The following is a 26874-nucleotide window of genomic DNA, read 5'->3' as shown; positions in this document are numbered from 1 at the left end:
TCAGGCCGAGTACAGGTTGTAGGTGGTCGGGTGGGCGGTGGTGGGCGTGTTGAGGGTCGGGTCCAGGGTGAGGATGGCGTGCTGCAGGTGCTGCAGGTGCGGGGAGGGCTGGATGCCGAGTTCGGTGGTCAGCCGGCGCCGCAGGTGGTGGTAGGCGGTGAGGGCGCTGGTCTGCCGGCCGGCCCGGTAGAGCGCGACCATGGCCTGGGCGTGCAGGCCCTCGTGGTGCGGGTGCTGGTGGGTCAGGTGGGTGAGTTCGGGGATCAGCTCGTTGTGCCGGCCGAGCCGCAGATCGGTGTCGATGCGCCGCTCCAGGGTGATCAGCCGGCTCTCCTCCAGGCGCATGATCTCGATGGTGAGGATCGGCCCGGGCCGCACGTCGACGAGGGCGGGGCCGTGCCAGAGCGCGAGGGCCTGGCGGAAGCGGGCGGCGGCCTGGTGGTCGTGGCCGTGGTTGAAGGCGTGCTGGCCCTGGGTGAGCAGCAGGTTGTAGGTGTGGACGTCCAGGTCGTCCGCGTGCGCGGTGAGCTGGTAGCCGCCGTGCCGGGTGGTGAGGATGTCCTTGGCGGTGGTGTGCGGGGTCGGCCCGAGGGCCTGGGTGATGCGGCGGCGCAGCTGCAGGATGTACGTCTGCATCGTGGTGAGCGCCTGTCTGGGCGGGTCGTCGCCCCAGATCTCCTCGATCAGGGTGGCCGTGGGCAGGACCCGGTTCGGGTAGAGCGCCAGGAGGGCGAGGATCTGGCGCTGCTTGCCTGCGGAGGGGACGACGGAGATGCCGTTGAGGTCGGCGGTGAGGGGGCCGAGGACTCTGAGCTGCATGGCGGTTCTCCCTTCGTGCGCGGGACGGTTGTCGGTGCGCGGGTCACGTGGTCGTGTCAGGTGCTGCTCGTACTCGTACTCGTACTCGTACTCGTGCTCGTGCTCGGGCCCCTGGGGCGGACAGGTGTTCGAAACCGGGGGATGGTGGGGTGGACGCGTCGCACCCTAGTTCTGCCAAGCGGCGGGGGCCGGATTCCTCGAGTGCCCGTCGAGCGCGGTTCCGGGCGCTCTGGTGGGGGCTTCCGGGCAGCCCGACGCGGCGGAGCGGCACCCGGGGTGGGGCCGCCCCGCCGCACGGGGCCGCCATCGGGGACACGGGGGCCGCGGGGGGACATGGGGCCCGCAGGGGCCATCGGGGCCGTGGGGGCTACTTCTTCCGCAGGTCGCCCGAGAATCCGCCGACCAGCAGGTGCAGGCTGCCGTCCGGGTTGCGGGTGTACACCTGGTCGTGCGGGTCGGCGGCGCAGCCGCTCAGCGAGTTCATCGGGGCGGTGCGCAGGACCACCCGGTCGGCGGTGGCCTGGACGAGGTTGGCGACGGCGTCGCAGTAACGGGTGCCGACGCCGCCGTTGTTGTGGATCTGGGCGACCGGGTCGTTGGGGCGGCCCTGGCTCAGGACGATCGTGAAGTCGGGCTTGAGGAAGGTCTGCTCGCTGCCCAGGGTGCCCTGCCAGGTGCCGAGGAAGGCGGCCGGGATCGCGCCGTCGGACGTCGCGGTGGGGGTGGCGGGGGCCGCCGAGGTCGACGGCGGCGGCTTCGCGGTGCCGGTGTCTTCGTCGCGGGTGGCCAGGAACACCGCCGTACCCGCCAGTGCGACGGCCAGCACGGCGACGAGGACCAGGGTGGCGCGACCCGTGCGGCGACGGCCGGGTGCGGGTGCGGGTGCGGGTGCGGGTGCGGGTACGGGTGCGGGTACGGCGGGTAGGCGCGCGGGGGCGGCGCGGGGACGGTGGTGGCCGCGGACGGCGGGGGCGGCAGAGTGGCCCAGGCCGGCGCCGGCCCGAACCGCCCCGGAGGCGAGGCCGGTTGAGCGGCCTGTTGAGCGGCCTGTTGGGCGGGCGATTGCGCGGCCGGTCGGCGGCCCGGTCGGGGGCTGGGTTGGGCGGGTGACTCGCCGTCCAGGTCCAGCAGCTCGACGGCCAGGGTGGCCAGCGCGGCGGCGATCGCAGACGGCAGCCAGGTCCGCCCCTCCAGCCGCTTGCCCGCCGTCCGGTCGTGCGCCGTCAGCCGCTCGCGCAACTGCTCCGGGGTGGGCCGCCGGTCCGGGTCCTTGGCCAGGCAGTCCGCCACGATGGCATGCAACTCCTGGTCCGCGATGTCGAGTTCGGGCTCCTCGTGGAGCACCCGGTAGAGCATCACGGCCGCGCTCACCCCGGAGCCGAACGGTGCGGTGCCGGTGGCGGCGTGGGCGAGCACGGCGCCCAGTGAGAAGACGTCCGAGGCGGGCCCGGCGCCCCGGCCTTCGGCCTGCTCGGGGGAGAGGTAGCCGGGGGAGCCGACCACGAAGCCGGAGCGGGTGAGCGCGGTCGCCGCGTCCAGGGCCCGGGTGATCCCGAAGTCGATCAGCCGCGGGCCGTCCAGCGCCAGCAGCACGTTCGACGGCTTGACGTCCCGGTGCACCAATCCCTGTGCGTGCACGGCCTGCAGGGCCTCGGCGAGCCCCACGCCGAGCGAGCGGACGGCCGGTTCGGGCAGCGGGCCGAAGTCCCGTACGGCGGTGCCCAGGGAGGGGCCGGCGACGTATCCGGTGGCCACCCACGGCTGGGCGCCCTCGGTGTCCGCGTCCAGTACGGGGGCCGTCCACCGCCCGCCGACCCGCCGCGCGGCGGCCACCTCGTTGCGGAACCGGACCCGGAACTCCGGGTCTGCCGCGTACTGGTCGTGCACCAGCTTGACGGCCACCGTGCGCCCGCCCGCCGTACGGCCCAGGTACACCCGGCCCATTCCGCCCGCACCGAGTCTCCGCAGCAGGCGGTACTCGCCGAACTGCCGCGGATCCCCGTCCCCCAGCGCCTCCACGCCGATTCTCCCCTCGCTGCGCCCGCCCCGTACTCCACGCCAGACGGTACTGCCCGGAGGCGCGGTTCCGGTTCCGGATGCGGGGGACGGGATCCCGTACGGGCGGGCGCCGTTCAGCCGCGGGCGACGCCGCTGGGGGTGCCCGCGGGGGCGCCGCCCGGGGTGCCGCTCGCGGGGGTCGCGGCCGGCGCCGGGAGGTGCGCCTGGTGGTCCGCCGGGTAGAACTGCCGAGCCCAGTGCCGCATCGTGCCGATCGGCCCGTCACCGGCGGCGAGCCGGGGCGGCGACAGGTACTTCTTGGTGGACCAGATCGGGAAGTCGGCCGCGGTGAACTCGAGGTTGCGCTTGAACATGGGCCCCGCCAGCATCGCGGTCACCGCGCGGCTGACCGTCCGGGCGACGGCCGGCGGCAGGCCGGCCGGCTCCCGCATGACGAAGCGGCTCGCCTGCCGCAACTGCATCCGGCCGGGGGCGACCTGGGTGGCCATCACCAGCGAGCAGATCTCCAGGCCGAGCGAGGGCGTGCGCACATCGGTGTGCAGGGCGGCGAGGCCGTACCCGTCCACCTCCACGTCGACCTGCCGCAGGCCGAGTAGCGGGAAGGTCTCCCGCACCCGCATCGAGATGTGGAAGCGGGTGCCGTCGAAGGTCACGGGGGCCGCCAGCTCGCCCTGCGGCCAGCCGTGCAGGGTGACGAAGTGGCCCAGGTCGAAGGAGTTCTCTATGACGTCCTGGGCGTAGCCGGGCATCTCGAAGGAGGCGTAGCGCAGCGGCTGCCGTCCGTCGCCGAGCAGGTGCCAGGACGGGATCTCCCAGTCGGGCTCCCGGCCGTCGTGGTGGCGCCAGACGAAGACGGCCTCGTTGACCTCCCGCACCGGCAGTTGCGCCAGGGCGGCCTTCGGCGGCGGGGTGCCGTAGCCGGTCCGTACGCAGCGGCCGTCGGCGTCGAAGGCGAACCGGTGGAAGGGGCAGACCAGGTCGTCGCCCTCGACCTCGGCGAGGCCGAGGTGGGCGCCCAGGTGCGGGCAGTACGGACGGATCGCGCGCAGACGGCCGTTGCGCAGCCGGTACAGCACGACGTCCTCGCCGGCGAGTTGGCGGGTGAGGACGGTGCCGGGCTCGAGTTCGGCGGAGAAGGCGAGTGCGGACCAGCCGTCGGGGTAGGGCAGGGCCGGTGGCAGGGCGACGTCGGCCGTCGTGGGGCGGTCGCTGACGGGGTGGACGTGCTGGTGGGACACGCGCATGACTCTCCTGTCGGGGGCTGTCCGGCGCCGCCCCTCCCAGGCGATGAGCGCTCGAACGGAAGGCATTTCAGATGCTAGCCACGGATCGTGAGTGCCCGCACGGACAACCTCCCCAAGGGAGGAGAAGTCTGATGATCGGTCAGCCGGAAATGGTCAAAGCTTGGCAAATTCCGGCCGCCCCTCTGGATGTGCCATTGCACATGTCACATCATGCTCCCCATGAGAAAAGCCATCGCCCTGTTCGCGGCCGTCACGGCCGTCGCCGCCCTCGGCGGAACCTCTGCCTCTGCCGCCGGACCCGACGCCACGGACCTGGTCGACAGCGGTCAGGGCAAGCTCGTCTGGAGCTCCTGCAACGATGCCACCACCCCCGCGCTGCAGTGCGCGATGCTCGACGTGCCGGTGGACTACGCCGACCCGCACGGGCGGAAGATCGCCATCAAGCTGAACCGGCTCCCCGCCACCGCGCCCAAGGACAAGCAGCAGGGCCCGATCCTGCTCAACCCCGGCGGCCCCGGCGACTCCGGGCTCTGGATGCCCGGCTACATCTCCGGCAAGCTCCCGGCGGACGTCGCCTCGACCTACGACTGGATCGGCTTCGACCCGCGCGGCACCAACGGCAGCGACCCGCATGTGGTCTGCGACGCCCACTACTTCGACGCCGAGCGCCCCGACTACCAGGTGAGCCAGGGCACGTCGAAGGCCTGGCTGAAGAAGGCGGCCGGCTACGCCGCGGACTGCGCGGCCGACTGGTCCTGGCTGCTGCCGCACATGGCCACCGTCGACAACGCCCGCGACATGGACAGCATCCGCCGGGCGCTCGGCGTTCCGAAGATCAACTTCTACGGTGGCTCCTGGGGCACCTCGCTGGGCTCCACCTACGGCCAGCTGTTCCCCTCGCACGTGCGCCGGATGGTGCTGGACAGCATCGTCGGACCGACCATCAGCTGGTACGACCACAACATCCTGCAGGACAAGGAGCACCAGCGCCGCTTCGACGCCTTCGCGGCCTGGACCGCCAAGGCCGACTCCGTCTACCACCTGGGCACCGACGCCGCCGCCGTCGAGCAGGCCTACCACCAGGTCGAGGACGCGCTGCGCAAGGAGCCGGTGGACGCCGCCCCGGCCCCCGGCAAGATCGGCCCGGCCGAGTTCGAGGACACCTTCTACGGCGGCGGCTACAACTTCCTGCGCTGGCCCCGGATGGCCACCGTGCTCTCCGCCTACCTCACCCAGCACGACAGCCGTCCGCTGAACATCGCGTACAACCGGTACGCCGCCCCGGGCGCCGACGACGGCGCCTTCCCGGCCTACAACGCCGCCCAGTGCACCGAGAACGCCTGGCCGCGCGACTGGGAGGTCTGGAAGAAGGACCAGGCCAAGGTGAACGCGACCGCGCCCTTCTACACCTATAACAACATGTGGTACAACGCCGCCTGCATGTTCTGGCCCTACCAGGGCAACCCGGCGGGCCGGCTGAAGATCACCGGCAAGGGCCTGCCCCCGGTCCTGCTCTTCCAGGCCACCGAGGACGCCGCCACCCCGTACGAGGGCGGGCTCGCCATGCACGACGCGCTGCCCGGCTCCAAGCTGGTCGTCCAGAACGGCGGCAGCTTCCACGAGATCCTCTTCCACGACAACGCCTGCCTGGACGACACCTTCACCGCCTACCTGCGCGACGGAAGCCTGCCCCAGGGCAAGGGACGGATCGCCAAGACCTGCGCGCCCGAAGCCGACCCGGCCCCGGTGTACGTGACGCCGCCGCCGGCCGCCGCCAAGGCCGCGCCCGCGACCGCCCCCGCGGCCGGCCTGTCGCCCACCGACCCGGAGGCCGTGCGCGGCGTCCTGCGGTAACGGCCCGACCCCGGGCGGCCCGCAGCCCGCAAAGCCCGTAGCCCGCACAGCCCGTAGCCCGCAGTCCGTCGGGTTGCGGGCTACCCGGCGGTCACCTGTCCGACGTATGGTCGGTCCCCGTCAAATCCGAGCCACCCTCACCTCAACCGGGATGACCATGAAGAGATTCGGAAGGCGCCTGCTCGCCCTGGCCGCCTGCCTGCCCGTACTCGCCGGGATGGCGACGGGCACCGCGAGTGCGGCCCCGACAGGCACCACCGTCGGGCAGTCGGCGGTGTCCTGGACCGGCCCGCTCAGCACCCGCGGGCGCTACATCGTCGACGCGAACGGCGACCGCTTCAAGCTGAAGGCCGCCAACTGGGCCGGGGCACAAGGCACCTGGGAGGGCAGCGGGAACGTCGACGACCCCGCGAACAACCAGGCCGGACAGGTGTCGCACAACATCCCGCTGGGCCTCGACCGGGTGCCGATGGCGCGCCTCCTGGCCGACTACCACGGGCTCGGCCTCAACAGCATCCGGCTGCCCTTCGCCAACGCGATGATCCACGACACCGCCCCGGTGCCGGACTCCGCCGTCGCCGCCAACCCGCAGCTGAAGGGCAGGACCCCGCTTCAGGTGTACGACGCCGTGGTCGCGGCGCTCACCGCCGACGGCTTCGCGGTCATCCTCAACAACCACACCACGAGCTACCGCTTCTGCTGCGGCCTCGACGGCAACGAGCGCTGGAACAGCGGCCAGTCCACGCAGGCGTGGGAGGACGACTGGCTGTTCATGGTGAACCGCTACCAGGCGAACAAGCGGGTAGTGGGCGCCGACCTGCGCAACGAGGTCCGCCGCGACACCTGGGACGACCCCAACTGGGGCCTGGGCGACGCCCACGACGAGTACGCCGCCTTCGAGGAGGCCGGAAACCGCATCCTCCAGGCCGACCCCGACATGCTCGTCATCATGGAGGGCATCAACTGGTACGGCATCCCCGCCGCGCCGTTCAGCCACGGCCGCCCGACGCTCACCCCGGTCCGCAACCTCTCCAACACCCTGATCGACTCCGGCAAGCTGGTGTACTCCGCGCACTTCTACGCCTACACCGGACCGGCCAACACCGGTGCGGGCAGCGGCCCGGGAGCGACGAACGACCCCCGCTACGAGGACTTCACCCCCGAACAGCTCGCCCAAGTGGTGGACGACCAGGCGCTGTTCGTCACCCAGGCCGGGCAGCACTTCACCGCCCCGGTGTGGATCAGCGAGTTCGGCGCGGGCGGACGCGGCTCCACCGACGCCAAGGAACAGGCCTGGCTGCACACCTTCACCGACCTCCTCGCCGCCCGCGACACCGACTTCGCCATCTGGCCACTCGTCGGCTGGGCCGACACCACCGGCCGGCCGCTGGACACCTGGGCCCTGCTCTCCTACGATCCGGCCGGCAAACGGCTCGGCCTGAGCGACCCCGGCGACTGGCGGGCCACCGACTGGAACAAACTCGTCGACGCCCCCGCGCTGACCGGCCCGGTCGCGCAGCCGAACCACTGGAACATGCTCGACCTCGACCACGGCGACCAGAACGCCTCCCGCCGGATGCTCGCCCGCCCGGACTGGAACAGCGGCAACCGCAAGGGCACCTGCCCGGACGGCCAACGCCTGGTCGCCCTCGGCCGCGGCGACAGCCGGGGCCTGTGCACCGACGCCGGCGAACCGGCCACGGGCAGCGGCGACTGGGTCACCGTCACCGACGAACGGTACGTCACCGAGGGCGACTGGGCGTCCGGCTACAACAAGCTCCAGTGCCCCGACCACACCGTCGCCGTCGGCTACAGCGTGCACAGCGACGCCATGTCCGCCCTGCTCTGCGCACCCGCGGCCGGACCGCTGCCCGCCACCGGCCGCAACGTCTGGTTCGACCACGGCGACAACCGGCCCACCAGCGGCGGCTCGGTCGCGAGCGACTGGGCGCCGGGCCACTACAAGGGCCAGTGCGCCGACGACGAATACCTCGCGGGCGTCGCCTACACCTGGCGCTGGCTCCACTACGGCGCCCCGGACGCCCTGCTCTGCCGCCCCCTCGGCTGACCCGGCCGACCGGCCTCGCCGGCGCGACCGGCTGAGCGGCCTCGCCACCACGGGGCCGGGCGTGGGCAACCGGCCCGGGCCCTGGCGTGGGCAACCGGCCCGCCGGCCGGTTGCCCACGCGGGCGTCAGACCTGCGGCACCACCAGGGCCACGGCGAGCGGCCGGGCCACCGGCGGCGTACCTCCGTACGCCCTGGTGGCCCGGCCGGGTTTTGGTTCAGCCGGGTCGGGTCAGCCGGCCGCGACCGACCTGGCGCCGTCCATGAGGCCCTTGCGCGCCTCGGCGACGATCTCGGTCTGCCGGATCAGCACGTCGACGGCGCCGGTGACGAGAGCGATCTCGGCCGGCGTGGTCCACCCCGGCCGGTGGATGATCGTGAGCAGTTCGTCGAAGCCATCGGTGGTGACCGACTTCGTCACGGTGGCGAGGTGGTTGATCCGCTGCTCCAGGTGGGCCAGCTGGTCCTTGTCCATGGCGGGTTCAGCTCCTGTGATCGTCGGGGGATGCGAGCAGGCCATGTCTACCCGAACCGTCTGCGGCGCCATAGGCGCTGAACGGGTGGACTCGGAGCGCCCCGGACCGTCCCCCTCGCGGTGCCGTCCGTCGGATCGTCAGCTCGTCGACACGGGTGAGGAGCACCCCCGAAGCCGGGCGTCCGTCGCTACGGCTGCCGCTACGGCTGCCGCTACGACCGCCGCGACCGCCGCTACGACCGGCCGGGGCCGCCGGCCGCGGACTCGATCGCGCCGCTCAGCAGGCGGTGGGCGGTGTCGACGTCGCCGTCCCCGTTGAGGAGGAGCAGCGCCGACGCCGTGGCCGAGTGGAGCGAGTCCGTCCCCTCCGGGGCGGCCTGGCGCGCGTCGTCGAGCAGCCGGCGGGCACTGGCCAGGGCTCCGGTGGACTCGGCGCCCAGGTAGGCCGCCTCCGCGAGGCGACGGCTGCGGTTCGGCCCTTCGGGGGTGAGGGAGGCCGACCGGATCAGCGTCCGCATGGCCCCGGCGGCGTCCCCGCGGCGCAGGGTGAGGCCCGCGGCGTGCTCCAGCAGCGCGGCGACCTCCTCGTCGGGTTCCAGCGTGGCCTCGCCCAGGTGCCAGGCGCGGAGCCCGGGCTGGTCGACGAGCACGTGGGCCAGGGCCGCGTGCGCGGCACGCCGTTCGCCGCTCGGGGCGTGCCCCACGACGGCGGAACGGATCAGCGGATGACGGAACCTCAGCCGCTGCCCGCCCTCCTCGATGTGCACCAGTCGGTCGCGGTCGATCGGCGCCAGGTCGTCCAGGTCGTACCCGCCCGCGACCCGCCGTGCGGCCGCCTGCAGCACGCCCAGGTCGCCGGTCCCCTCCAGGGCCGCGAGCAGGAGCAGTTTCCGGGCGGACGCGGGCAGGCCGGTGACCCGCGAACCGAACAGTGTCTCCAGTCGGCTGCTCAGGGGCAGGACGGCGGGGGAGTTCTCGGCGGCGGGCCGCAGGGCGGTCGGAAGTTCCAGCAGCGCCAGCGGATTGCCGCCCGCCTCGGCCAGCAGCCGCCGCCGCACACCGCGCGTGAGCCCGGGGAACCTGGTGCCGAGCAGCGTGGCCGCCGCCTCGTCGTCCAGGGGCGGAAGGTCGTAGGTGGGCAGGGCGCCCGCCTCGTGCGGGCTCAGTTCGCCGGAGCGCGCCGCCGCCACGAAACTGATGCCCAGGCCGGTCACCCGCCGGGCGACGAACCCGAGCACCGTGCTGCTGGCGCGGTCGACCCAGTGCAGGTCGTCGATGACGACGAGCAACGGATCACCGTCGGAGACCGTCTGGAGGAGCCGCAACACGGCGTTGGAGACCAGGAGTTGTTCCGGCGGCCGGCCGGTGTCGAAACCGAGCGCCACCCGGAGGGCGGCGCGCAGGGCGGTGTCGAGATGCTCCAGGGCGTCCAGGAACGGGAAGAGGATCTGATTGAGGCCCGAGTAGCCGCAGTGGGCCTCGAACTCCACGCCGGCGGCCCGGAGCACCCGGACGCCGTCCGCGAGTGCGGACCCGGCGAGCGCGTCCAGCACGGCGCTCTTCCCGACGCCCGCCTCCCCGGCCAGCAGCAGCGCACCGCCGCCCGCCCCGATGCGCAGCCGTTCACGGAGCACCCGCAGGTCGCTCTCCCGGCCGATCAGCGGCCCAAGCCCCGCAGCGCCGCGTGCGCCGCCCGCGCCACCCCTGTCCTCCACCGCTGTCCCCTCCCCGAGGCCCGCCCCCGCCGTACGGGGAGCCGCGCCCCGTCGAGGAGAGTTCCTCCGCCCGGCCGTGAACGCCCCCTGGCCGGGCCCAGTATGCCGGACACTCGCAGGTCAGGGCGGTGGAGGGCGCGGTGGGCGGTGCGGTGGACGGTGGTGGGCGGTGATGTGGGTAGGAAACGGATTTCGCGTTTAGCGGCTTGTCGCATAAGCTGGTCTTACCGACGCGGGGTGGAGCAGCTCGGTAGCTCGCTGGGCTCATAACCCAGAGGTCGCAGGTTCAAATCCTGTCCCCGCTACTACCGGAGGCCGGGGTCGACGCATCAGTGCGTCGACCCCGGCCTCTTTTCATGCGGCCCCCCTTTTCCTGGGGCTCCCTTTTTCCTGCGGCTCCCTCCGGCTCCCCGCGCTGGCTTTCCGCATGCGCGACCGCTTTCGCGGATTCCCCCAGTCGCGCTCTCCCGTTCGGATTTCGAGGACATTTCCGACGGCGGTCGAGGAGGGGTCGAGAGGCGCTGGAAAGAACTTTCGGGCGGCGGTGGGGTGTGTTGTGGTGGGTGCCGAGGCCCGGGCCGCAGGTGCGAGGGCGGCCGTGGGCGGGCGGAGCGCCGCTGGTGAGCGGTGTAGACGCTCGCGCATGGAGCTGAGTGCGGTGGCTATGGTTCGCCCGACCCGGGGGGAATTGAATGGTGCCACGACGACGATCCGATCGGCGGAACAGGCGCCCTGGGGGCGTCGGTCGTCTGTGATTCCTCCGTGTCTTCGAATCGAGGGTGATCGTGATGGCTGGTGTGGTGGATCTTGCGGTGGATGCCGGTGTGGTGCTTGTCGTGGGTGGTACCGGGAAGACGGGTCGGCGGGTGGCGGATCGGTTGACGGCGCGGGGTTATGAGGTGCGGGTGGGTTCGCGGTCGGGTGCGGTGCCGTTCGACTGGAACGACCGGGGTACGTGGGAGGCGTCGTTGGCGGGTGTGAGTGCGGCGTATCTGACGTATTACCCGGATCTGGCGTTTCCGGGTGCGGTGGAGGCGGTGGGGGCGTTCTCGCGGTTGGCGGCGGCGCGGGGTGTGGGTCGGTTGGTGTTGTTGTCGGGGCGTGGTGAGGAGGCGGCGGAGGCGGGGGAGAAGGCGGTGATGGAGTCGGGGGCGGCGTGGACGGTGGTGCGGTGCGCGTGGTTCGACCAGAACTTCAGTGAGTCGTTCTTCCTGGAGCCGGTGCTGGCGGGGGAGTTGGCGTTGCCGGTGGGTGGTGCGGTGGAGCCGTTCGTGGATGTGGAGGACATCGCGGAGGTGGCGGTGGCGGCGCTGACGGAGGCGGGTCACGGGGGTGAGGTGTACGAGGTGACGGGGCCGCGGTTGCTGTCGTTCGGGGATGTGGCGGTGGAGTTGTCGCGGGTGGTGGGTCGTGAGGTGCGGTTCGCGGCGGTGTCGGAGGAGGCGTACCGGGGGGTGTTGGCGGAGGCGGGGTTGCCGGCGGACTTCGCGGAGTTGTTCGCGGTGATCCTGGACGGTCGCAACGCGTCGTTGGGTGACGGGGTGCGGCGGGCGTTGGGTCGTGAGCCGCGGGACTTCGCGGACTACGCCCGTGAGGCTGCCGCCTCGGGCGTGTGGAACGTATGAGCCGGCTCGTCCCTGGTGGCCCCAACCGGCCTCCCTCGGACGGGTGTTGGAAGGGAAGCTGAACGGACTCTGGAGGTCTGGTCATGTCGGACGGCACAACGGTCTGGTCGAGCGAGCAGGGCATCGGCACACTGCCCGGCCACATCAAGGGCTTCGGCCTGATGCACGTGGCGATGCGCCGCGACGCGGCACGGCTGAGCGCCGCCGCCGCACGCGGCTCGTCGGGATCCACGGCGGAGCTGGCGGAGTGGTTCGGGCGGCTGCGCGCGGTGATCGACTGGCACCACCACAGCGAGGACGAGATCCTCTGGCCGTACCTGCGTGGCCGGATGGCCGGCTTCGACGGCGGTGGGGTCCTGGAGGAGGACCACGAGGCGCTGGACCGGTCGATGCGACGGGTGGCAGGGGTGCTCGGCTCCGGCCTGCGCGCTGAACTGCCGGAGGCTGCACAGGCGTTCGAGGCCCTGGTGCGCGATCACCTCGGACATGAGGAACCGGTGGTGTTCCCGGCGCTGGCCGGCCTGCCGGTCGACGAGTACCTGCGGGTCGAGCGCCTGATCATCCAGAGCGCGCCGACCCGGGTGATGACCTACCTGCAGCCCTGGATGTTCGACGGCGCGGACGCGGCCGCCGTCCGGGCGGTGTCGGCCACCATCCCGGCCCCGGTGCGGCTGATCGGGCGGACGGTGCTGGAACGGCGGTACCGGCGCAGCCTGGCACCGGTGCTCTGAGTGGCGGTGCCGGGTACTGCCAGGCAGTACCCGGCGGTGCCAGGCGCCGCAAGGCACCGCAAGAGGCCACAAGTGCCCTCCGGCGGGCCGTGGTTCCGGTAGTCGCGCTTCCGTTGCGCGGCGCACCGCACCGTGGGCGGTGTCGTGTGTACCACGTTCGTCGGCACCGCAGCCCGCGGGCCGGGAGAGTGAAGGGGTCCTGAGATGCGTTCGGATCAGACCGCGGTTCCGCTGTCGTACTCCGCGCCGTCGGCCATCGGAGGTGTGGGGATGGGAAGTTCGGCGCACGCCGTCGGGCAGAGCAAGGCGACCGGGCCGCTGTTGGTGGGTGCCACCGTCGCGATGGGGTTGATGGCGGGGCTGTTCTTCGCCTTCGACGTGTCGGTGATGCCCGGTTTGGCGGCGGGTGATGACCGGACGTATGTGACGGCGATGCAGCACATCAACAAGTCCATCGAGAACGGCATGTTCGGCCTGGTGTTCGTCGGGGCGTTCGCGGCGACGGGTCTGGCCGCGTGGCTGCAGCACAAGGCGGGTCGTCGGCAGGCGGCGCTGTGGGCGGCGGCGGCGACGGTGCTGTACGTGGTGGCGCTGCTGGTGACGATGGGCGTCAACATCCCGCTCAACAACCAGCTGGCGGCGGCCGGTGACCCGTCCCAGATCCAGGACCTCGCGGCCGTGCGGGCCAAGTTCGCCGACACCTGGGTGCCGGTCAACATGCTTCGCACGGCGCTGTGCGCGGGCGGCGTGCTCGCGCTGACCCGCTCCCTGGTGCTGCACGGCCGGTTCGGCCGCACCGGCCGCTGAGGCCCGGCCGCACCGCCTCGGGTGCCCGTCCGCCACCTGCGGACGGGCGCCTGCGCGTTCTCCCCGGTCCGGACCGGACCTGCCCGGTCCGGTGCGGACTGAACCGGACCGGACGAGGCCGGGTCGAACTGCGCCACGTGGCCGGGTGCGCCGGAGCGTGCGCCGGTGCGCCGGATCGGTGACTTAGCCCAAATCACTTGGAGAGACATCGAGTTGGCGCAGGACCCGGATGTGGTGGAGCATGGGCGGGCCCGGTCTGTTGCGGCGCGCTTGCGCCGCGGCCGCGGCACCGTACGCGTGCTGGGGAGGAGGCGGGGCCGGTGAGTCCGGCAGATCGTCCGTTTCTGGTCCGGGGGAGGGCGGTACCCCTGGCCAGGTACCTGGCCGAAGAGGACATCGAGGGCCTGGTGGCGTGCTCGTGCATCGGCAACGAGGTGAGCATCGACCTCGCCGACACCCGGATCCTCGTGAGCCTGGTCGACATCGCCGACGTGGTCAGGCTCAACTTCCACATGGTCCAGGACGGCCCGGCCAAGCCCCGCTCCTGGTCGCGCCGACTGCCCGCCGGCACCGGCCCGCGCGAGATCGCGGCCCGGATCGCGCTGGACGTCCGCACTCTGGAACGCGAGTTGGCGCCGCTGCGGCGCCGCCCGCCGGAGGTGCCACGGCGGCGCCGCCCGGGCTGACGGGGGAGAGGCGCCCGCGGGAACGGCCGGGCCCGGCAGCGGTGCGCTGCCGGGCCCGGCCGTGTCGGCGCCGTTACCCTTCCTGTCGGTGTGTCAGCGCCCCTGAAGGGAACGGACATTGTTGCCGAAGGTCCAGTTCTTCGAACCGTCCCAGTTGATGGACCAGGTCATCAGCCCCTTGAGGCTGCTGGACGCCCCGCTGCCGTAGGAGTTCCAGGCCTGGGCGACCTGCCCGGTGCTCAGGTAGCCGCCGCCCGCGCCCGGCTGCGCGGGCAGACCGGGGACCTGCTTGTCGTACGGGACGCGGATCGTGGTGCCCTGGACGGTCAGGCCGTTGTTCAGGCAGGTGGTCTGGGCGGTGAAGCCCTGGACGGTGCCGGCCGAGTAGGAGTCACCGGAGCAGCCGTACATGCTGCCGTTGTAGTACTGCATGTTCAGCCACCAGAGCCGCCCGTTGTCCAGGTACTTCTTGATGACCGGCAGGTAGGCGCCCCAGATCGAGCCGTAGACGATGCTCGCGCCGGTGACGTAGGCGGTTTCTGGAGCCATGGTGAGGCCGAAGCCGGGCGGCATGGCGGCGAGGACGCCGTCGATGATGCGGATCAGGTTGGCCTGGGAGGGCGACAGTGAGGTGATGCTGCCGCTGCCGACCAGGCCGGTCTCGATGTCGATGTCGATGCCGTCGAAGTGGTTGGCCTGCAGGATCGGCACGATGGTGGAGACGAAGCGGTCGGCGACGGCGCTGTCGGACAGGTCGATGCCGGCCGCCGCGCCGCCGATGGACATCAGGACGGTCAGGCCGCTCGCCTTGGCGGCACAGACCTCGTCCGGGGTGGGGACCTTGACGCCGCTGTCCATGCCGTTCTGCCAGAGCGCGGTGCCGTCGGAAAGGATGACGGGGAAGGCGGTGGTGACCACGTTGTAGCCGTGGCCGGTGATCCGCTGGTCGGTCAACGGGATCCAACCCAGCGGCGGGTGCACGCCGTTGGCGGCGCCGTCCCAGTTCTCCCAGTAGCCCTGCAGCACCTTGCCGGCCGGGCGCTGCTGCTGTCCGCAGCCGGTGGCGGCGGCGGTGGGTGTGGTGGGCGTGGTGGATGTGGGGCGGGCGATGGCCGTGGCGGGCGCGGTGGTGGCGGCGGAGGCCGTGGCGGTGGTGGGGGCGATCGCGGCGACAGCGAGCGCCAGGGCGCCGAGCAGGCGCGCGCTACGGCGGGTGTGGTGGGTGCGGTGGCCTGCCCGGCGCAGGGCAGGGCGGAACGTACGGTGGGCCATGACGGTCTAGCTCCCTTCCGGCCATGGCCGACACGCCCCGTGGAGGTGGGGCGGCGTGGGGGTGGCCATGGCGAGGTGACGTGGGGGTGGTCGGTCGGCGGGAAGCCCGGCCGCGGCGCGTGTCGACGGCCCGGGTGGCGCGGCCCTGACACACACGTCGTCACCCGGCAGGGGGTGTGGTGCAGCCGCTGGGAATCGTAGGAGCGTGCCGATGGACCGTCAATAGGTCTGGACCACTTGGCCCTCCTGATGGCCGGCCCGGCCTCCGTCGGCAGGCCCGGGGACCACCGGATCCTTACCCCCTGTTAGGGTCGGCGGACGTGACGGACAGGGCGACGAAGCAGTACGAGGCGATGCTGGCACACTTCCCGCGAGCCGCCGAGCAGCGCGGTTTCGCCGTGGACCCGGCACAGCGGCCGGCCGTCGAGCGGTTGTCGCGGCTCGCCGGGGAACTCGCCCGCACCGGGCTGCTCCACCGCCGCCCTCCGCGCCACGTCTACCTGTGGGGCCCGGTGGGCCGGGGCAAGAGCTGGCTGGTGGACACCTTCCTGGACGGGCTGGCCACCTCGCACAAGCGGCGGCTGCACTTCCACGACTTCTTCCGCCGCCTCCACGAGGGCGTCGCCCTGCACACCGCCGACCCGCACCGGGACTCCGCCGGCGAGCGGGTGGCAGCGGTCGACCGGGCCGTGGACGAACTGCTCGGCGACTGCCGGGTACTGGTCTTCGACGAGTTCCACGCCCACGACGCCGGGGACGCGATGCTGGTCGCCCGACTCTTCCGGAACCTGCTGGACCGGCGGATCACCCTGGTCACCACCTCCAACTACCCGCCCGCCGGGCTGATGCCGAACCCGCTCTACCACCACCTGTTCGAGCCGACGATCCGGCTGATCGAGGAGCGGATGGACGTGGTGGAGATCGCGGGCCCGGTGGACTTCCGTCGGGAGCGGGAGCGGGAGCGGGAGCGGGAGCGGGAGCGGGAGCGGGAGCGGGATCCGGAGTCGGAGCGGCAGCCGGTGGACGACGGACCGCAACGCTTCACGCAGGGCGCGCGGCTGCGGACCGGGGACACGAGCGGCCTGCACGCACTCGGCCTCACCCCGCCGACCGCGGGCGAGGCGGCCGAGATAGTCGTGCACGGCCGCCCGCTGCCGGCGTCGGCGGTCCGCGACGGCGAGGCGTGGTTCGGCTTCACCGAGCTGTGCGAGGGGCTGACCTCGGCCGCGGACCAGCTGGCGCTCACCGAACGCTTCGCCACCCTGGTGCTCACCGGCGTACCGCCGCTGGCCGACGCGACCCCGGACGGGCGACGGCGCTTCGCCGACCTGGTCGACATCTGCTGCGACCGGGACGTCCGGCTGGTGCTGATCGGTGCCGACCCGATCGGCGGCCCGACCCCCGACGAGAACCTGTTCCGCGACCTGGACCGGACCGCGAGCCGCCTCGCCCTGCTCAGGTCTGCCTGACGACGGGGCCGGGCTCCGGGGCCGCAGACACCGGCTCCGTTCCCAACACGGTCACCAACACAGTGCAGCGGCCGTCCCCCCTACCTTGGCAGGGCCGGGCAGTGTACCGGGCGGTGCTCGACGCCCGGCTGCACTACGGGGTGACGCACGGGGCGACGGGGCGACGATGGCCCTGGTCAAGGCCAACGTGGCCACGTCCGGCCCGATCCTGTGGAAGACGGGCTTCACGGCCTTCGGCCAGGAGCCCGTCTACGCCGTCCCACTGCGTCAGGGTCCTCCTTTGGATCGGGGGGCGGCCCAGAGGTAGATGCCTGCGATGTGCACCAACGGCTCTGGCCGCGCCCACGATGCGTCAGTCACACGGCACACCAGACCAGCGATCAGATGATCAGCAAGAAGCGGCCTAGCGTGTCACCAGCCAGGACAGGCTCGCGGTCAGGTTCGCGCGCAGCGCCGGGTTCACCACGGCCGGGGTGGGGTCGGTGGCGACGGCGGTGAGGAGGTGCGGCCGGGTGCGGGGCCCGGTCAGCTTGAGCTCGGCGAGGTCCAGCGCGGTGCGGCCGGTGAGCCGGGGCAGCTCGCGCCCGTCCAGGAACCAGCGCAGCCGGGTGCCGGGCACCGGCAGGCCGACGCTCAGGCGGTCGGCCGCCGTGAGCCAACTGCCGGTGGCAGTGGGGCTGGTGAGCGGGGTGGCGTGCCGGTAGAAGCCGGCGATCATCGCCTCGCGCCCGGGCAGGTTGAACTCCCGCCCGAGGGAGCGCATGATCGAGTTCTCGGTCGGCCGGTACAGCCCGGCCGGGTAGTAGCCGCCGCCCTCGTACGCGCCGACCGTCCCGCCGTCCGGGGAGGCCTGCCCGAGCCAGCGGGACCACTTGGTGCCCTGCTGCTGCATCCGATCGGCCGTCAGCGTGCTGATGTTGGCCTGGGCCGGCTCGTCGCCCTGGTACGTGCCCTGGCCGTCGTACGCGTACTCGTCGGCGAGCTTGCCCAGCGAGTGCCCGGTCTCGTGCACCGCGATCTGCCCGGACTTGGCGTTCCCGCCCGCCACCGTGGCGATGCCCTCGTAGCCGAGCGACGACTTGACGTCGTTGTAGCCGGCGCCGCCGTACTTGGCGCTGTTGGCCACCACCAGCACCAGGTCCGCCTGCGGGGCCTTCGCCGCGTACCGCTCGACCGCCTTCTCATCGACGCAGAGCAGCCGCTCCACGCCGTCGCACCAGAAGTACGAGCCCAGCGCGGTGTGCCGCACCGTCGCCTGGTCCGGATCCCCGGTCACCCCCGACTCCGGCGAAACCGCCGACACCGCCCAGACGTTGAACAGCCCGCGATAGGTGGCGTACGGCTCGACGGCGGTCACCTCGCGCCACTTCTCGGCCGCGTCCGTGAGGAACTTCTGCTGCTCCTGCGCGGCGTAGCCGTCGCCGATCACCACCACGTCCAGCTTGGTCGCCGGGTCGCCACTGCTGACCAGCGGCGTCACATCGCCGTCGCCCCGCACCGCAGCCGCGCCCTGGGCCGGAGCGGCGACGAAGGGAGACGCGGCCGGGGCCTGGACACGGGCGATGCTGCCGTCCTCGGCGAAGGCCTCCACCTGACGGGTGGGTGCTGCGGAGGCCGGCCCGCCGCTGGTCGGCGCGTTGTCGGCGGGCGCGCTCCAGGCGGGAGCGGAGCCGAGGAGTGCTGATGCGAGGGCGGCGGCGAGCAGGGCGGTGGTGGTTCTGGCGGCGATGCGGTGCACGGGTGTTGTCCTCCCCGGTGAGCGGTCTGTGGCCTGCCTCCTTCCCATGTCGGGGACCTGACAATCATGCGGTGCCCCGCCGGGCTTTACTCGATTCACTGGAACCGGGCGACGGCCGAGACGCGCCACGCGATGAGCCGGGAGCACCGCGCTGTGGCTGGGTGTTAGGGGGTGTTAGGTGTTGTTGGGGGTGTGGGGTTTGGTGGGTTTGGGTGTGGTGGTGTGGTTGGTGTGGGTGGTGGTTTGGTAGTTGGTGAGGTCGAGGTGGCGGGTTTGGTGGGTGAAGCGCCAGGTGTAGGTGGGCCAGATGGAGGGGTTGTTGTGGTGGGTGTCGGTGTACCAGCTGTGGCAGCCGCCGGTGTTCCAGACGGTGTTTTTGAGGCGGGTTTGGAGGGTGTGGTTGTAGGTGGTTTGGGCTTGTTGGTGGGGTTCGAGGGTGGTGAGGTGGTGGGTGTTGAGGGTTTTGAGGGCGTTGAGGATGTAGGTGATTTGGGCTTCGATGATGACGGTTTGGGAGGAGTGGCCGAGGGTGGTGTTGGGGCCGAGGATCATGAAGAGGTTGGGGTAGCCGTGGATGGTGGTGCCGCGGTGGGCGGTCATGCCGTGGGTGTTCCAGGTGTGGGCGAGGGTGGTGCCGTTGCGGCCGTGGATGCGGTGGGCGATGGGGCGGTTGGTGGCGGTGAAGCCGGTGGCGAGGATGATGGTGTCGATGTGGTGTTGGGTTCCGTTGGTGGTGGTGATGTGGGTGGGGCCGATGTGGGTGATGGTGTCGGAGATGATGTTGACGTTGGGTTGTTGGATGGCGGGGTACCAGGTGTTGGAGAAGAGGAGGCGTTTGCAGCCGACGGTGTAGTCGGGGGTGAGGCGTTTGCGGAGGGTGGGGTCGGGGACGGATTTTTTGAGGTGGCCGGCGGCCATGTTTTTCATGCCGGTGGTGCGGGAGGGGCGGGACATGAAGAAGGCGATGATTTCGCGGCCGTTTTTGTTGAAGGTGCGGCGGAAGTGTTGGTAGCCGGGGAGGTGGCGGAGCATCCAGGTGTGGCGGGGGGTGTTGGGTTTGTCGGGTTTGGCGGCGATCCAGGGGGGTGTGCGTTGGTAGAGGTCGAGGCGGGCGACGTGGGGTTGGATTTCGGGGACGAATTGGATGGCGGAGGCGCCGGTGCCGATGACGGCGATGTTGCGGCCGGTGAGGTCGTGGTCGTGGCGCCATTGGGAGGAGTGGAAGACGGTGCCGGTGAAGGTGTCGAGGCCGGGGATGTCGGGTAGGGCGGGGTCGGAGAGGTAGCCGGTGCCGGTGACGAGGATTTGGGCGGTGTAGTGGCCGTGGGTGGTGTGGAGGTTCCAGTGGTGGTGGGTGTCGTTCCAGCGGGCTTCGAGGAGTTCGTGGCCGTAGCGTAGGTGGGGTTGGACGCCGTAGCGGTGGGCGCAGTCTTTGAGGTAGGCGTGGACTTCGGCTTGGGTGGCGAAGGTGGATTTCCATTCGGGGTTGCGGGCGAAGGAGTAGGAGTAGAGGTGGGCTTGGACGTCGCAGGCGCAGCCGGGGTAGGTGTTGTCGCGCCAGGTGCCGCCGAGGTCGTCGGCGCGTTCGAAGACGAGGAAGTCGTTTTCGCCGGCGCGTAGGAGGCCGATGGCGGTGCCGAGGCCGGAGATGCCGGCGCCGATGACGGCGACTTTGAGGTGGCGTACGGCGGGGCCGTCGGTGGTGTGGGTGGTGGTGGCGGGCGTGGGGGCGCCGGCGGGGGTGGCGGCCGGGGTGGTGGTGGCCGCGCCGGCGGTGGCGGTGGCGGTGGCGGTGGCGGTGGTGGCGCTGGTGGCCGGGGCCGTGGCCGTGCCGGCGGCTGCGGTGGCGGTGGTGGTGGTGTGGGGGTGGGGGGTGGCCCCCGCCGCGGGGGCGGTGGGGGCCGTGGTGTGGGTGTGGGGTGTGGTGGGGGTGGTGCGGTCGGGGGTGGTGGTCATGGTGTGGGTGTCCTGTTCTGGGGTGGCCGGTGGTTGGTTCTGGGTGGCCTGGGTGGGTCAGGGGCGGCGGGTGAGGGTGACGCGGAAGTTGTTGAAGATGTGGTCTTCGAGGGTGTAGGCGAAGATGTCGAGGTAGCGTTCGAAGCGGGCGACGGTGGTTTCGTCGGTCATGGTGACGGCTTCGTCGCGGCGGGCGGCGAGGAGTTGGAGCCAGGCGCGGCAGGCGCGGGCGAAGGATTCGGGTTCGTTGCGGATCTCGGTGACTTCGAAGAGGCCGTCGAGGCCGGAGGCGAGTTCGGGCAGGCGGGGGATGTGGCAGCCTTCGAATTCTTCGCGCTGGAGGAATTTGAGGTCGTCGAGGAGCTGGCGGCGCAGGGGCGGGTTCTCGACGGTCATGGTGTGCAGGACGAAGCGGGCGCCGGGCTTGAGGAGGGAGTGGATCTGCTTGAAGAAGACGCGGTAGCGCTGGGTGCGTTCCTTGGGGGTGAGGGAGGAGAGCACGAAGTGTTCGAGGGCGTTGATGCAGAACGCGGCGTCGTAGGCTTCCTCGCCTGGGGTGAGGCGGTGGTCTTCCCAGCTTTCCACGCGGGCTTCGATGGCGGGGTTGCCGAGGGCGTGGACGAAGTCGGCCTGGGTGCGGGAGAGGGTGACGCCTACGGCGCGGTGGACGCCGTGGACGGTGGTGAGGCGGTTGAGCATGGTGCCCCAGCCGCAGCCGATGTCGAGGACCTTGGTGCTGTGGGCGGCGCGGGCGAGGTCGGTGAAGGCGTCGAGCTTGCGTTCCTGGGCTTCGTCCAGGACGGCGACGAGGTCTTCGCCGTCTTCCCAGTAGCCGCCGGAGTACATCATGGTCGGGCCCAGGATGAGCCGGTACAGCTCGTTGGGGACTTCGTAGTGGTGGCGGATGGCCTCGACGTCGGGGTTGATGGAGCGGGCTTCGACGGTGGTCATGGGATGGGGCCCCTCGAGTGGTGGTGGCGGATACAGGGGAATTCGGGTCCGGGCGCCGGCGGCGCCGTGCGGGCCGTAGGCGCTGCCCGCACAAGGCGGCGTGCGCGTGGCCGTGTGTGCTGAACCGGTCTGCTAGCGCGGGTTGTTGGTGCTTCCCGCGTGGCCTGCCGGTCCGGCTTGTGTGCCGGGTGGCGCGTGGTTGCGGTCGTGCCGCGTTGAACCGGCTTGCTTGTGCGGGTTGTTGGTGCTTCACGTGTGGCCTGCCGGTCCGGCTTGTGTGCCGGGCGGGGTGTGCGTGGCCGTGTCCTGCTGAACCGGCTTGCCTGTGTGGGTCGTCGGTGCTTCACGTGTGGCCTGCCGGTCCGGCTTGTGTGCCGGGCGGGGTGTGCGTGGCCGTGTCCTGCTGAACCGGCTTGCCTGTGTGGGTCGTCGGTGCTTCACGTGTGGCCTGCCGGTTCGGCGCGCGTACCGGGTGGTGCCGGTGGGCTGGTGGGTTGGTGGCGGGCCGTTGGGTGCGGTCCGTGCGGTGTGCCTGCCTGCCTGCCTGCCGGCGGGCCTGTCGGCCCGGGCGGTTGGTGCTGGTGGCGGGTCGGGCTGGTTGTGGGGCTGAGGGTTGTGCTGGTCGTTCCGGCCGGCTGGTGGTGCTGGTGGCCGGGCTGGTTGTTCGTGGTGGTCGGGTTGGTGCTGGTTGGTGGTGTGCCGGTGGGCGTGCGGGTGCGGTGTGTTGTGGGGTCAGGTAAGCGTGTGTCTCGCAAGTGGTGCGCAAGGGGGGTGGGGGTGGGGGGTTGCGGGGCGTTTGCGTGGGTGGGGGTTTCATGCGGTTTCGACAAGGCACGCGGTCTTCGTGGCCGGGTTGCTTCCCTTTCGTCTCGTCTCGTTTCGGCGGGCGGGGTGGTGCGTGCTCGGGCCTGTGCCGTTCCTTCTGTTGTGGGGGCGGTCCGCTGGTCCTGCCGGCCCTTCCGGCCTTCCGGTCCGTCCGGTCCGGTCTATCCGGTCTATCCGGTCCTTCCGGCCTTCCGGTCCGGTCTATCCGGTCTATCCGGTCTGTTTGTTCTGTTTGTGTCTGGTCCTTGTGGTGCCTGTGTCGGGCGCGTGGTGTGTGAGGGCGGGACGTGGCGGGTGGACGGGCGGGTGGACCGGTGGGTGGTCCGGTGGGTGGTCTGGGGGGTGTGTTGGTCCCTTTCGTGTCTTGTTCGGGTGGCGGGCCTGGTGGGTCGGCTTCCTTGTTTGTTCCCTATTCGACGCGTTGACAGCTGTCCGTTTCCCTGTTGTGTGGGGGCGGGCGAGGAGAGGAAACGATCACTCATGTCGCAGATCCCGACCATCGAGGACCTGGCCCAGCAGTTGCAGGCGGTGTCCGGTGCGCAGGAGATCGACGCGGACGCGGCGTTGCAGCACATCGCGGACGTGGACTCGCTGGATTTGATGGAGTGGCTGTACGGGTTCCAGAACCAGTACCCGCACATTCCGGCGGATGAGTCGTTGTTCGCGGACATCGACGACTCGACGACGTTGCGGGTGGTTCACGAGCGGATCCTGGCGCTTGTGCCGGGTGAGGGTCGTTGAGGCCGCGGGGGGTGGGGAGGAGAGGGGCGGGGTGATGAGTGGTTTCGACGTCACCGGCTGGGGGATGTCGGTGCCCGAGCGGGTGGTGACCAGTGCGGAGCTCGCGGAGCGTTTCGGTGTGGACGAGCACTGGATCGTGTCGCGGTGCGGGATCCGGGAGCGGCGGGCGGTGGGGCCGGGGCAGAGCACGGCGTCGATGGCGGTGGAGGCGGGGCGCCGGGCGTTGGAGCGGGCGGGTCTGACGGGTGCGGATATCGCGCATCTGATCGTGGCGACGGCTACTCCGGAACAGCCTTCGCCGGCGACGTCGGCGTTCGTGCATGACGAGTTGGGGATCGCGGGCAGTGCGCATGATGTGAACTCGGAGTGTGCGGGTTTCGTGTATGCGCTGGTCACGGCGGTGGGTCTGATGCGTATGGATCCGCGGCCGGTCCTGGTGATCGGTTCGGACACGCACACGTTGACGGCGAATCCCGCGGATCGGGATCTGTCGATCCTGGTGGGTGACGGTGCGGGCGCGGTGGTCCTGGTTCCGGGTCCGGTGGAGCGGATCCGGGCGTGGAACCTGGGTGCGGACGGCTCGTGCAAGGACAGTCTGAAGGTCCTGGCGGGTGGTTCGCGGATGCCCACCACCGCGGACACCGTGGCGCAGGGTCTGCACTACGCGCAGATCAACGGCAACGAGATCTATCTCAATGCCGTGCGCTACACGGTCCGTACGATCCGCGAGACCCTGGAGCAGGCGAAGGCCGGCGCGGGGGATGTGGACCATGTGGTTCCGCATCAGGCGAACATTCGCATCATCAACTCGGTGCTCGCCCATACCGGGATTCCCGCCGATCGTCTGGTCACCAATCTCGAGCGGTACGGCAACACGGCTTCGGGGTCGATCCCGATCGCGTTGGCGGAGGCGCTGGACGCGGGGCGGATCAAGGACGGTGACACGGTGTTGCTGGCCGGTTTCGGCGCGGGTATGACGTGGGGCTCGGTCCTGATGACCTGGGGAGGCGTCCGGTGAGCGGCAGGGAGGCTTTCGGGGTGCGTCCGGTGGCGCCGGTGGCGTTGGTCACCGGTGCGTCCGGCGGGCTGGGCAGTGAGCTGGCGGTGGCGCTGGACGCGGCCGGGTGCCGTGTCGCGGTCCACTACAACAGTTCCCGTGCGGGGGCGGAGAAGACCTGCGCGCGGTTGTCCAACGACCATGTCATGGTCACCGGTGACGTCGCGGACTTCGAGCAGGTCGGTGCCATGTACGAGCGGGTCCGGGAGGCGCTGGGGCCGGTGGAGGTGCTCGTCAACAACGGCGCGGTCCGCAAGGACGCGCTGATGGCCATGCAGGACCCGGCGCAGTGGCGGCAGGTGATCGACACCAATCTCGTCGGTTCCTTCCACACGGCGCGGGTGTGTGTGCCGGCGATGCTGCGCGCGCGTTGGGGACGCATCGTCAACATCGTGTCTCCGTCCGCGCTGATCGCGACGGCCGGGCAGACCGCCTACTCGGCGTCCAAGGCGGGGCTGATCGGTCTGACCCGTACTCTGGCGGCGGAGTGCGGGCGTCGGGGGGTGACCGTCAATGCCCTGTCACCCGGCTTCATGATCACCGGTATGACGGACACGCTGCCCGAGCACGTCGTCGCCGGCATGCGTGACAAGGTCCCCGTGCCGCGTTTCGTCACCCCGGGTGAGGTCGCCCGATCGATCACCCTGTTCCTCGACCAGGACTGCATGACCGGCCAGGTCATCAGCATCGACTCCGGCGCCTCCATCACCTGACCCGCCCCCGGCCCGACCCCGGCCCGACCCGCCCCCCGTCCCCGGTTCCTGCCGTCCGGGGGCGGGGGCGTACCCGTCGTCGGGCGGTTCGGGCTCCGGGGGCCGGTGTCCGGGGCCTGCCGTACCGGTCCCCGGGTCCCGCCCCGTCCCCGTCCCCGGCTCTTACCGTCCGGGGGCGGGGGCGTACCCGTCGTCGGGCGGTTCGGGCTCCGGGGGGCCGGTGTCCGGGGCCCGCCGTACCGGTCCCCGGGTCCCGCTCCGCCCCTGTCCCCGTCCCCGTCCCCGGTTCCTGCCGTCCGGGGGCGGGGGCGCACTCGTTGCCCGCCGGTAGGGGTACCGGGGGCCGGTGTCCGGGCGCGGGACAGGACGGGCGCGGGACAGGAGGGGGCCGGGCCGAGCCGTATGCCCGTCCGTGCCCCTGGCTTGTACCGGCCGGGGCCTGCGGTGGTACGGGCTCCGGGGGTTCGGGCGGGTTCGGGCGGGTTCGGGCCGGGGGTCGGAGACGAGCCCGAGGCGGTAGGCGGTAGGCGGTAGGCGGTAGGCGGGCGCGAGCGGGGGCCAGGGCCGGGGTGGTGGTGGCCACGCCCCGGCTCTGGAGGAGTGTCCCGTCTGGAGGTTGAGACCATAGGTTGTGCGGGTGTCGGGTCGTCTGAGCGTGGCGGTGTGTCCCGGTCGTGAACTCGCCTACCCGGCGCCTGTGACGCCTCGCGGGAATGGGCGGGGTCCCGCTGGTGTGCGACGAGTGCGGATGTGGCGCCACCCACCGTGTCGTGGTGTCACCCGAGGGCGTCGAGGTTGTCGCTTCAGGAGGCGGTTACCTGCGTGCCAGGTTCGAGTTGCTCGACTGGGCGTGCTCGACGGTGGTTGCCGAGGGCGGTGTCTTCCGCCATTACGTGGTGCCGGGCGCCGACCGGTCGCTGCTGGAGGGGTTCCTCGCGCTCCTGGCCGCCCGGGTGCCCGGCACCTGAGCCGTCAGGCTCTGCGCTCGTAGCGCTCGTAGCGCTCGTGGCGCTCGTGGCGCTCGTGGCGCTCGTGGCGCTCGTGGTGCTCGTGGCGCTCGTGGTGCTCGTGGTGCTCGTGGTGCTCGTGGTGCTCGTGGTGCTCGTGGTGCTCGTGGTGCTCGTGGTGCTCGTGGTGCTCGTGGTGCTCGTGGCGCCGGTTGAGCCGGCGGGAGGCGCCCGGCCACGTGATTGTGCGTTCGGCGACCCGGCGGTGGTGTCCCGGGTGCTGGCTTGAGTCCACGCCCCGGCGGGGCGATGCGGGCGGTGATGCCGTGCTCGTGCAGGAGACGCCGGGATGAAGGGGCGGTCGTGGGCTGTGTCCGCGTGCGGTTTGGCGGGCTGTCGGCGACGTGGCCCGTGTCGGGAGCGGGTGGGCGGGATCGGGGCCAGGAGCGGTTCGAGGGCCTGGCCGTCGTGGAGGTTCGCTCTGCAGGTGCCGACCGCGAGCGGGGTGGCGTTGCGGTCGCAGATCAGGTGGATCTTGATTCCTTCTCGCCGTGGTCGGTCGGATTCGGTCCGGTCGGTGGCCCCTGGTGAGAGCGTGGATGTTCGCTGGATCGATCGCCGCCCGCGACCGGTCGAGTTCTCCGCCGGCCCCGAGTTCGTCCAGGACGACGTGGTAGAGCTTGGCCCACACGCGTGCGGCGGTCCATGCGGTGAAGCGCCGGTGGGTGCTCTGTCAGGGCGCTCCGGACACGGGCGGGAGCCGGCGCCGGCTGCTCCCGGTGCTGGTCACGAACACGATTGCGGCCGGCACCTGGCGGTTGCCGGCCCGCCGTCGGCGCCCGCCCTGTGGCCGTACCGGAGGCTCGGGCACGACGCGCTGGAAGAGGTCCGACAGCTCGTCCGGGACCAACCGTTCACCTGTGTCCACGCGCTACGGAACGACTGGTCCCGAACGAGACACTTTCCGACAGGCGAGGCCGGGGCGGGGGCGGCGTGCCCGCCGGGTGGGGCATCCGTCTCCCGGTCCTGCGGGCCCGGACCGGCCGGGCCTGTACCGGCCGGGCCCGGACCGGCCGGGGCCGGGGGCGTGCCTGCCCTGCGGGCGGTGCGGGTGCCGGGGTTCGGGCGGGGGCGGTGCCCGGGCTTGGGGCGGGGCGTACGCGC

20 protein-coding genes, 1 tRNA gene and 1 pseudogene are annotated in these 26874 nt (G+C 71.7%); 12 read left to right on the top strand and 10 right to left on the bottom strand.

All coding sequences use genetic code 11. The features are described from left to right. The 3 genes from ACZ51D_RS00250 to ACZ51D_RS00240 all read right to left on the bottom strand — a co-directional run bounded on the left by ACZ51D_RS00250 (position 1) and on the right by ACZ51D_RS00240 (position 4082). A complete protein-coding gene (locus tag ACZ51D_RS00250) occupies positions 1-819 on the bottom strand; it encodes an AfsR/SARP family transcriptional regulator (RefSeq protein WP_465614937.1) in 819 nt (272 codons plus the stop codon). A 612-nt stretch (positions 820-1431) separates the two neighbouring features. Beyond that, entirely contained in the window at positions 1432-2838 is a 1407-nt protein-coding gene (locus ACZ51D_RS00245; protein WP_465660602.1) for a serine/threonine-protein kinase, read from the bottom strand. Between the two features lie 113 nt (positions 2839-2951). Beyond that, positions 2952-4082 (bottom strand): Rieske 2Fe-2S domain-containing protein, encoded by a 1131-nt coding sequence (locus ACZ51D_RS00240; protein WP_465614939.1) that lies wholly within the window; start codon positions 4080-4082, stop codon positions 2952-2954. A gap of 219 nt (positions 4083-4301) precedes the next feature. Between ACZ51D_RS00240 and ACZ51D_RS00235 the strand changes: the two genes are divergently transcribed. Together ACZ51D_RS00235 and ACZ51D_RS00230 are read left to right on the top strand one after the other, a co-directional pair. After that, positions 4302-5936: an alpha/beta hydrolase gene (locus tag ACZ51D_RS00235; protein ID WP_465614940.1), complete on the top strand. Its 1635-nt coding sequence runs from the start codon at positions 4302-4304 to the stop codon at positions 5934-5936. Between the two features lie 151 nt (positions 5937-6087). Further along, the gene (locus ACZ51D_RS00230) at positions 6088-8004 is read left to right on the top strand and encodes a glycoside hydrolase family 5 protein (protein WP_465660600.1); all 1917 of its coding nucleotides are present in this window, start codon (positions 6088-6090) and stop codon (positions 8002-8004) included. 230 nt (positions 8005-8234) lie between these two features. On the opposite strand, the gene ACZ51D_RS00225 is transcribed toward ACZ51D_RS00230, so the two are convergent. Together ACZ51D_RS00225 and ACZ51D_RS00220 are read right to left on the bottom strand one after the other, a co-directional pair. Further along, complete coding sequence (locus ACZ51D_RS00225) at positions 8235-8477, bottom strand: hypothetical protein (RefSeq protein WP_360509823.1); 243 nt, start codon at positions 8475-8477, stop codon at positions 8235-8237. A gap of 233 nt (positions 8478-8710) precedes the next feature. After that, the gene (locus tag ACZ51D_RS00220; RefSeq protein WP_465660598.1) at positions 8711-10192 is read right to left on the bottom strand and encodes an AAA family ATPase; all 1482 of its coding nucleotides are present in this window, start codon (positions 10190-10192) and stop codon (positions 8711-8713) included. Between the two features lie 231 nt (positions 10193-10423). Between ACZ51D_RS00220 and ACZ51D_RS00215 the strand changes: the two genes are divergently transcribed. The 5 genes from ACZ51D_RS00215 (at position 10424) to ACZ51D_RS00195 (ending at position 14041) form a co-directional block, all read left to right on the top strand. Further along, positions 10424-10497: transfer RNA gene (locus ACZ51D_RS00215), tRNA-Met, on the top strand. Positions 10498-10980: 483 nt separating this feature from the next. Then, positions 10981-11817: a Rossmann-fold NAD(P)-binding domain-containing protein gene (locus ACZ51D_RS00210; RefSeq protein ID WP_465660597.1), complete on the top strand. Its 837-nt coding sequence runs from the start codon at positions 10981-10983 to the stop codon at positions 11815-11817. An 83-nt stretch (positions 11818-11900) separates the two neighbouring features. Next, a complete protein-coding gene (locus ACZ51D_RS00205; RefSeq protein ID WP_465614944.1) occupies positions 11901-12548 on the top strand; it encodes a hemerythrin domain-containing protein in 648 nt (215 codons plus the stop codon). 270 nt (positions 12549-12818) lie between these two features. Further along, positions 12819-13355, top strand: coding sequence for an anthrone oxygenase family protein (locus ACZ51D_RS00200; RefSeq protein ID WP_465660595.1), 537 nt, complete (start codon positions 12819-12821; stop codon positions 13353-13355). 320 nt (positions 13356-13675) lie between these two features. Further along, positions 13676-14041, top strand: a complete 366-nt coding sequence (locus ACZ51D_RS00195) for a hypothetical protein (protein WP_465614946.1) — start codon at positions 13676-13678, stop codon at positions 14039-14041. 93 nt (positions 14042-14134) lie between these two features. On the opposite strand, the gene ACZ51D_RS00190 is transcribed toward ACZ51D_RS00195, so the two are convergent. Then, positions 14135-15313: a chitinase gene (locus ACZ51D_RS00190; protein WP_465660593.1), complete on the bottom strand. Its 1179-nt coding sequence runs from the start codon at positions 15311-15313 to the stop codon at positions 14135-14137. A 320-nt stretch (positions 15314-15633) separates the two neighbouring features. On the opposite strand from ACZ51D_RS00190, the gene zapE reads away from it, so the two are divergent. Beyond that, entirely contained in the window at positions 15634-16782 is a 1149-nt protein-coding gene (gene zapE, locus ACZ51D_RS00185) for a cell division protein ZapE (RefSeq protein ID WP_465660591.1), read from the top strand. A 403-nt stretch (positions 16783-17185) separates the two neighbouring features. Here the strand turns inward: zapE and ACZ51D_RS00180 are convergent, their stop codons facing one another. The 3 genes from ACZ51D_RS00180 to ACZ51D_RS00170 form a co-directional block, all read right to left on the bottom strand. Beyond that, positions 17186-18520: a M64 family metallopeptidase gene (locus ACZ51D_RS00180; protein ID WP_465660589.1), complete on the bottom strand. Its 1335-nt coding sequence runs from the start codon at positions 18518-18520 to the stop codon at positions 17186-17188. A gap of 174 nt (positions 18521-18694) precedes the next feature. Further along, positions 18695-20476, bottom strand: a complete 1782-nt coding sequence (locus ACZ51D_RS00175) for a flavin-containing monooxygenase (RefSeq protein ID WP_465660587.1) — start codon at positions 20474-20476, stop codon at positions 18695-18697. A 57-nt stretch (positions 20477-20533) separates the two neighbouring features. Then, positions 20534-21427, bottom strand: coding sequence for a class I SAM-dependent methyltransferase (locus tag ACZ51D_RS00170; protein ID WP_465614951.1), 894 nt, complete (start codon positions 21425-21427; stop codon positions 20534-20536). A gap of 1305 nt (positions 21428-22732) precedes the next feature. Between ACZ51D_RS00170 and ACZ51D_RS00165 the strand changes: the two genes are divergently transcribed. The 4 genes from ACZ51D_RS00165 (at position 22733) to ACZ51D_RS00150 (ending at position 25731) form a co-directional block, all read left to right on the top strand. Next, positions 22733-22993, top strand: a complete 261-nt coding sequence (locus ACZ51D_RS00165; protein WP_360508507.1) for a hypothetical protein — start codon at positions 22733-22735, stop codon at positions 22991-22993. A gap of 34 nt (positions 22994-23027) precedes the next feature. After that, positions 23028-24011 (top strand): 3-oxoacyl-ACP synthase III family protein, encoded by a 984-nt coding sequence (locus ACZ51D_RS00160; RefSeq protein WP_360508505.1) that lies wholly within the window; start codon positions 23028-23030, stop codon positions 24009-24011. Next, on the top strand, positions 24008-24763 hold the full coding sequence (locus ACZ51D_RS00155) for an SDR family NAD(P)-dependent oxidoreductase (RefSeq protein WP_360508502.1): 756 nt from the start codon (positions 24008-24010) through the stop codon (positions 24761-24763). Before ACZ51D_RS00160 ends, ACZ51D_RS00155 begins: the two co-directional genes overlap by 4 nt. 770 nt (positions 24764-25533) lie before the next feature. Beyond that, on the top strand, positions 25534-25731 hold the full coding sequence (locus ACZ51D_RS00150; RefSeq protein ID WP_465614952.1) for a hypothetical protein: 198 nt from the start codon (positions 25534-25536) through the stop codon (positions 25729-25731). Between the two features lie 163 nt (positions 25732-25894). Here the strand turns inward: ACZ51D_RS00150 and ACZ51D_RS00145 are convergent. After that, positions 25895-26638 (bottom strand): annotated as a pseudogene (locus ACZ51D_RS00145) (IS5 family transposase); the annotation flags it as partial. Positions 26639-26874 lie beyond the last annotated feature (236 nt).

The sequence above is a fragment of the Kitasatospora sp. NPDC033851 genome, from assembly GCF_055576085.1.
The sequence above is the reverse complement of the archived record's forward strand: the minus strand, read 5'-3'. Positions and strand labels throughout refer to the sequence as shown.

Bases quoted from the DNA above. Each gene is read 5' to 3' on its own strand.
- ACZ51D_RS00175 (WP_465660587.1), bottom strand. From the start codon at position 20,476: ATGACCACCACCCCCGACCGCACCACCCCCACCACACCCCACACCCAC.
- ACZ51D_RS00170 (WP_465614951.1), bottom strand. From the start codon at position 21,427: ATGACCACCGTCGAAGCCCGCTCCATCAACCCCGACGTCGAGGCCATC.
- ACZ51D_RS00205 (WP_465614944.1), top strand. From the start codon at position 11,901: ATGTCGGACGGCACAACGGTCTGGTCGAGCGAGCAGGGCATCGGCACA.
- ACZ51D_RS00210 (WP_465660597.1), top strand. From the start codon at position 10,981: ATGGCTGGTGTGGTGGATCTTGCGGTGGATGCCGGTGTGGTGCTTGTC.
- ACZ51D_RS00160 (WP_360508505.1), top strand. From the start codon at position 23,028: ATGAGTGGTTTCGACGTCACCGGCTGGGGGATGTCGGTGCCCGAGCGG.
- ACZ51D_RS00235 (WP_465614940.1), top strand. From the start codon at position 4,302: ATGAGAAAAGCCATCGCCCTGTTCGCGGCCGTCACGGCCGTCGCCGCC.
- ACZ51D_RS00200 (WP_465660595.1), top strand. From the start codon at position 12,819: ATGGGAAGTTCGGCGCACGCCGTCGGGCAGAGCAAGGCGACCGGGCCG.
- ACZ51D_RS00190 (WP_465660593.1), bottom strand. From the start codon at position 15,313: ATGGCCCACCGTACGTTCCGCCCTGCCCTGCGCCGGGCAGGCCACCGC.
- ACZ51D_RS00250 (WP_465614937.1), bottom strand. From the start codon at position 819: ATGCAGCTCAGAGTCCTCGGCCCCCTCACCGCCGACCTCAACGGCATC.
- ACZ51D_RS00225 (WP_360509823.1), bottom strand. From the start codon at position 8,477: ATGGACAAGGACCAGCTGGCCCACCTGGAGCAGCGGATCAACCACCTC.
- ACZ51D_RS00240 (WP_465614939.1), bottom strand. From the start codon at position 4,082: ATGCGCGTGTCCCACCAGCACGTCCACCCCGTCAGCGACCGCCCCACG.
- ACZ51D_RS00230 (WP_465660600.1), top strand. From the start codon at position 6,088: ATGACCATGAAGAGATTCGGAAGGCGCCTGCTCGCCCTGGCCGCCTGC.
- ACZ51D_RS00165 (WP_360508507.1), top strand. From the start codon at position 22,733: ATGTCGCAGATCCCGACCATCGAGGACCTGGCCCAGCAGTTGCAGGCG.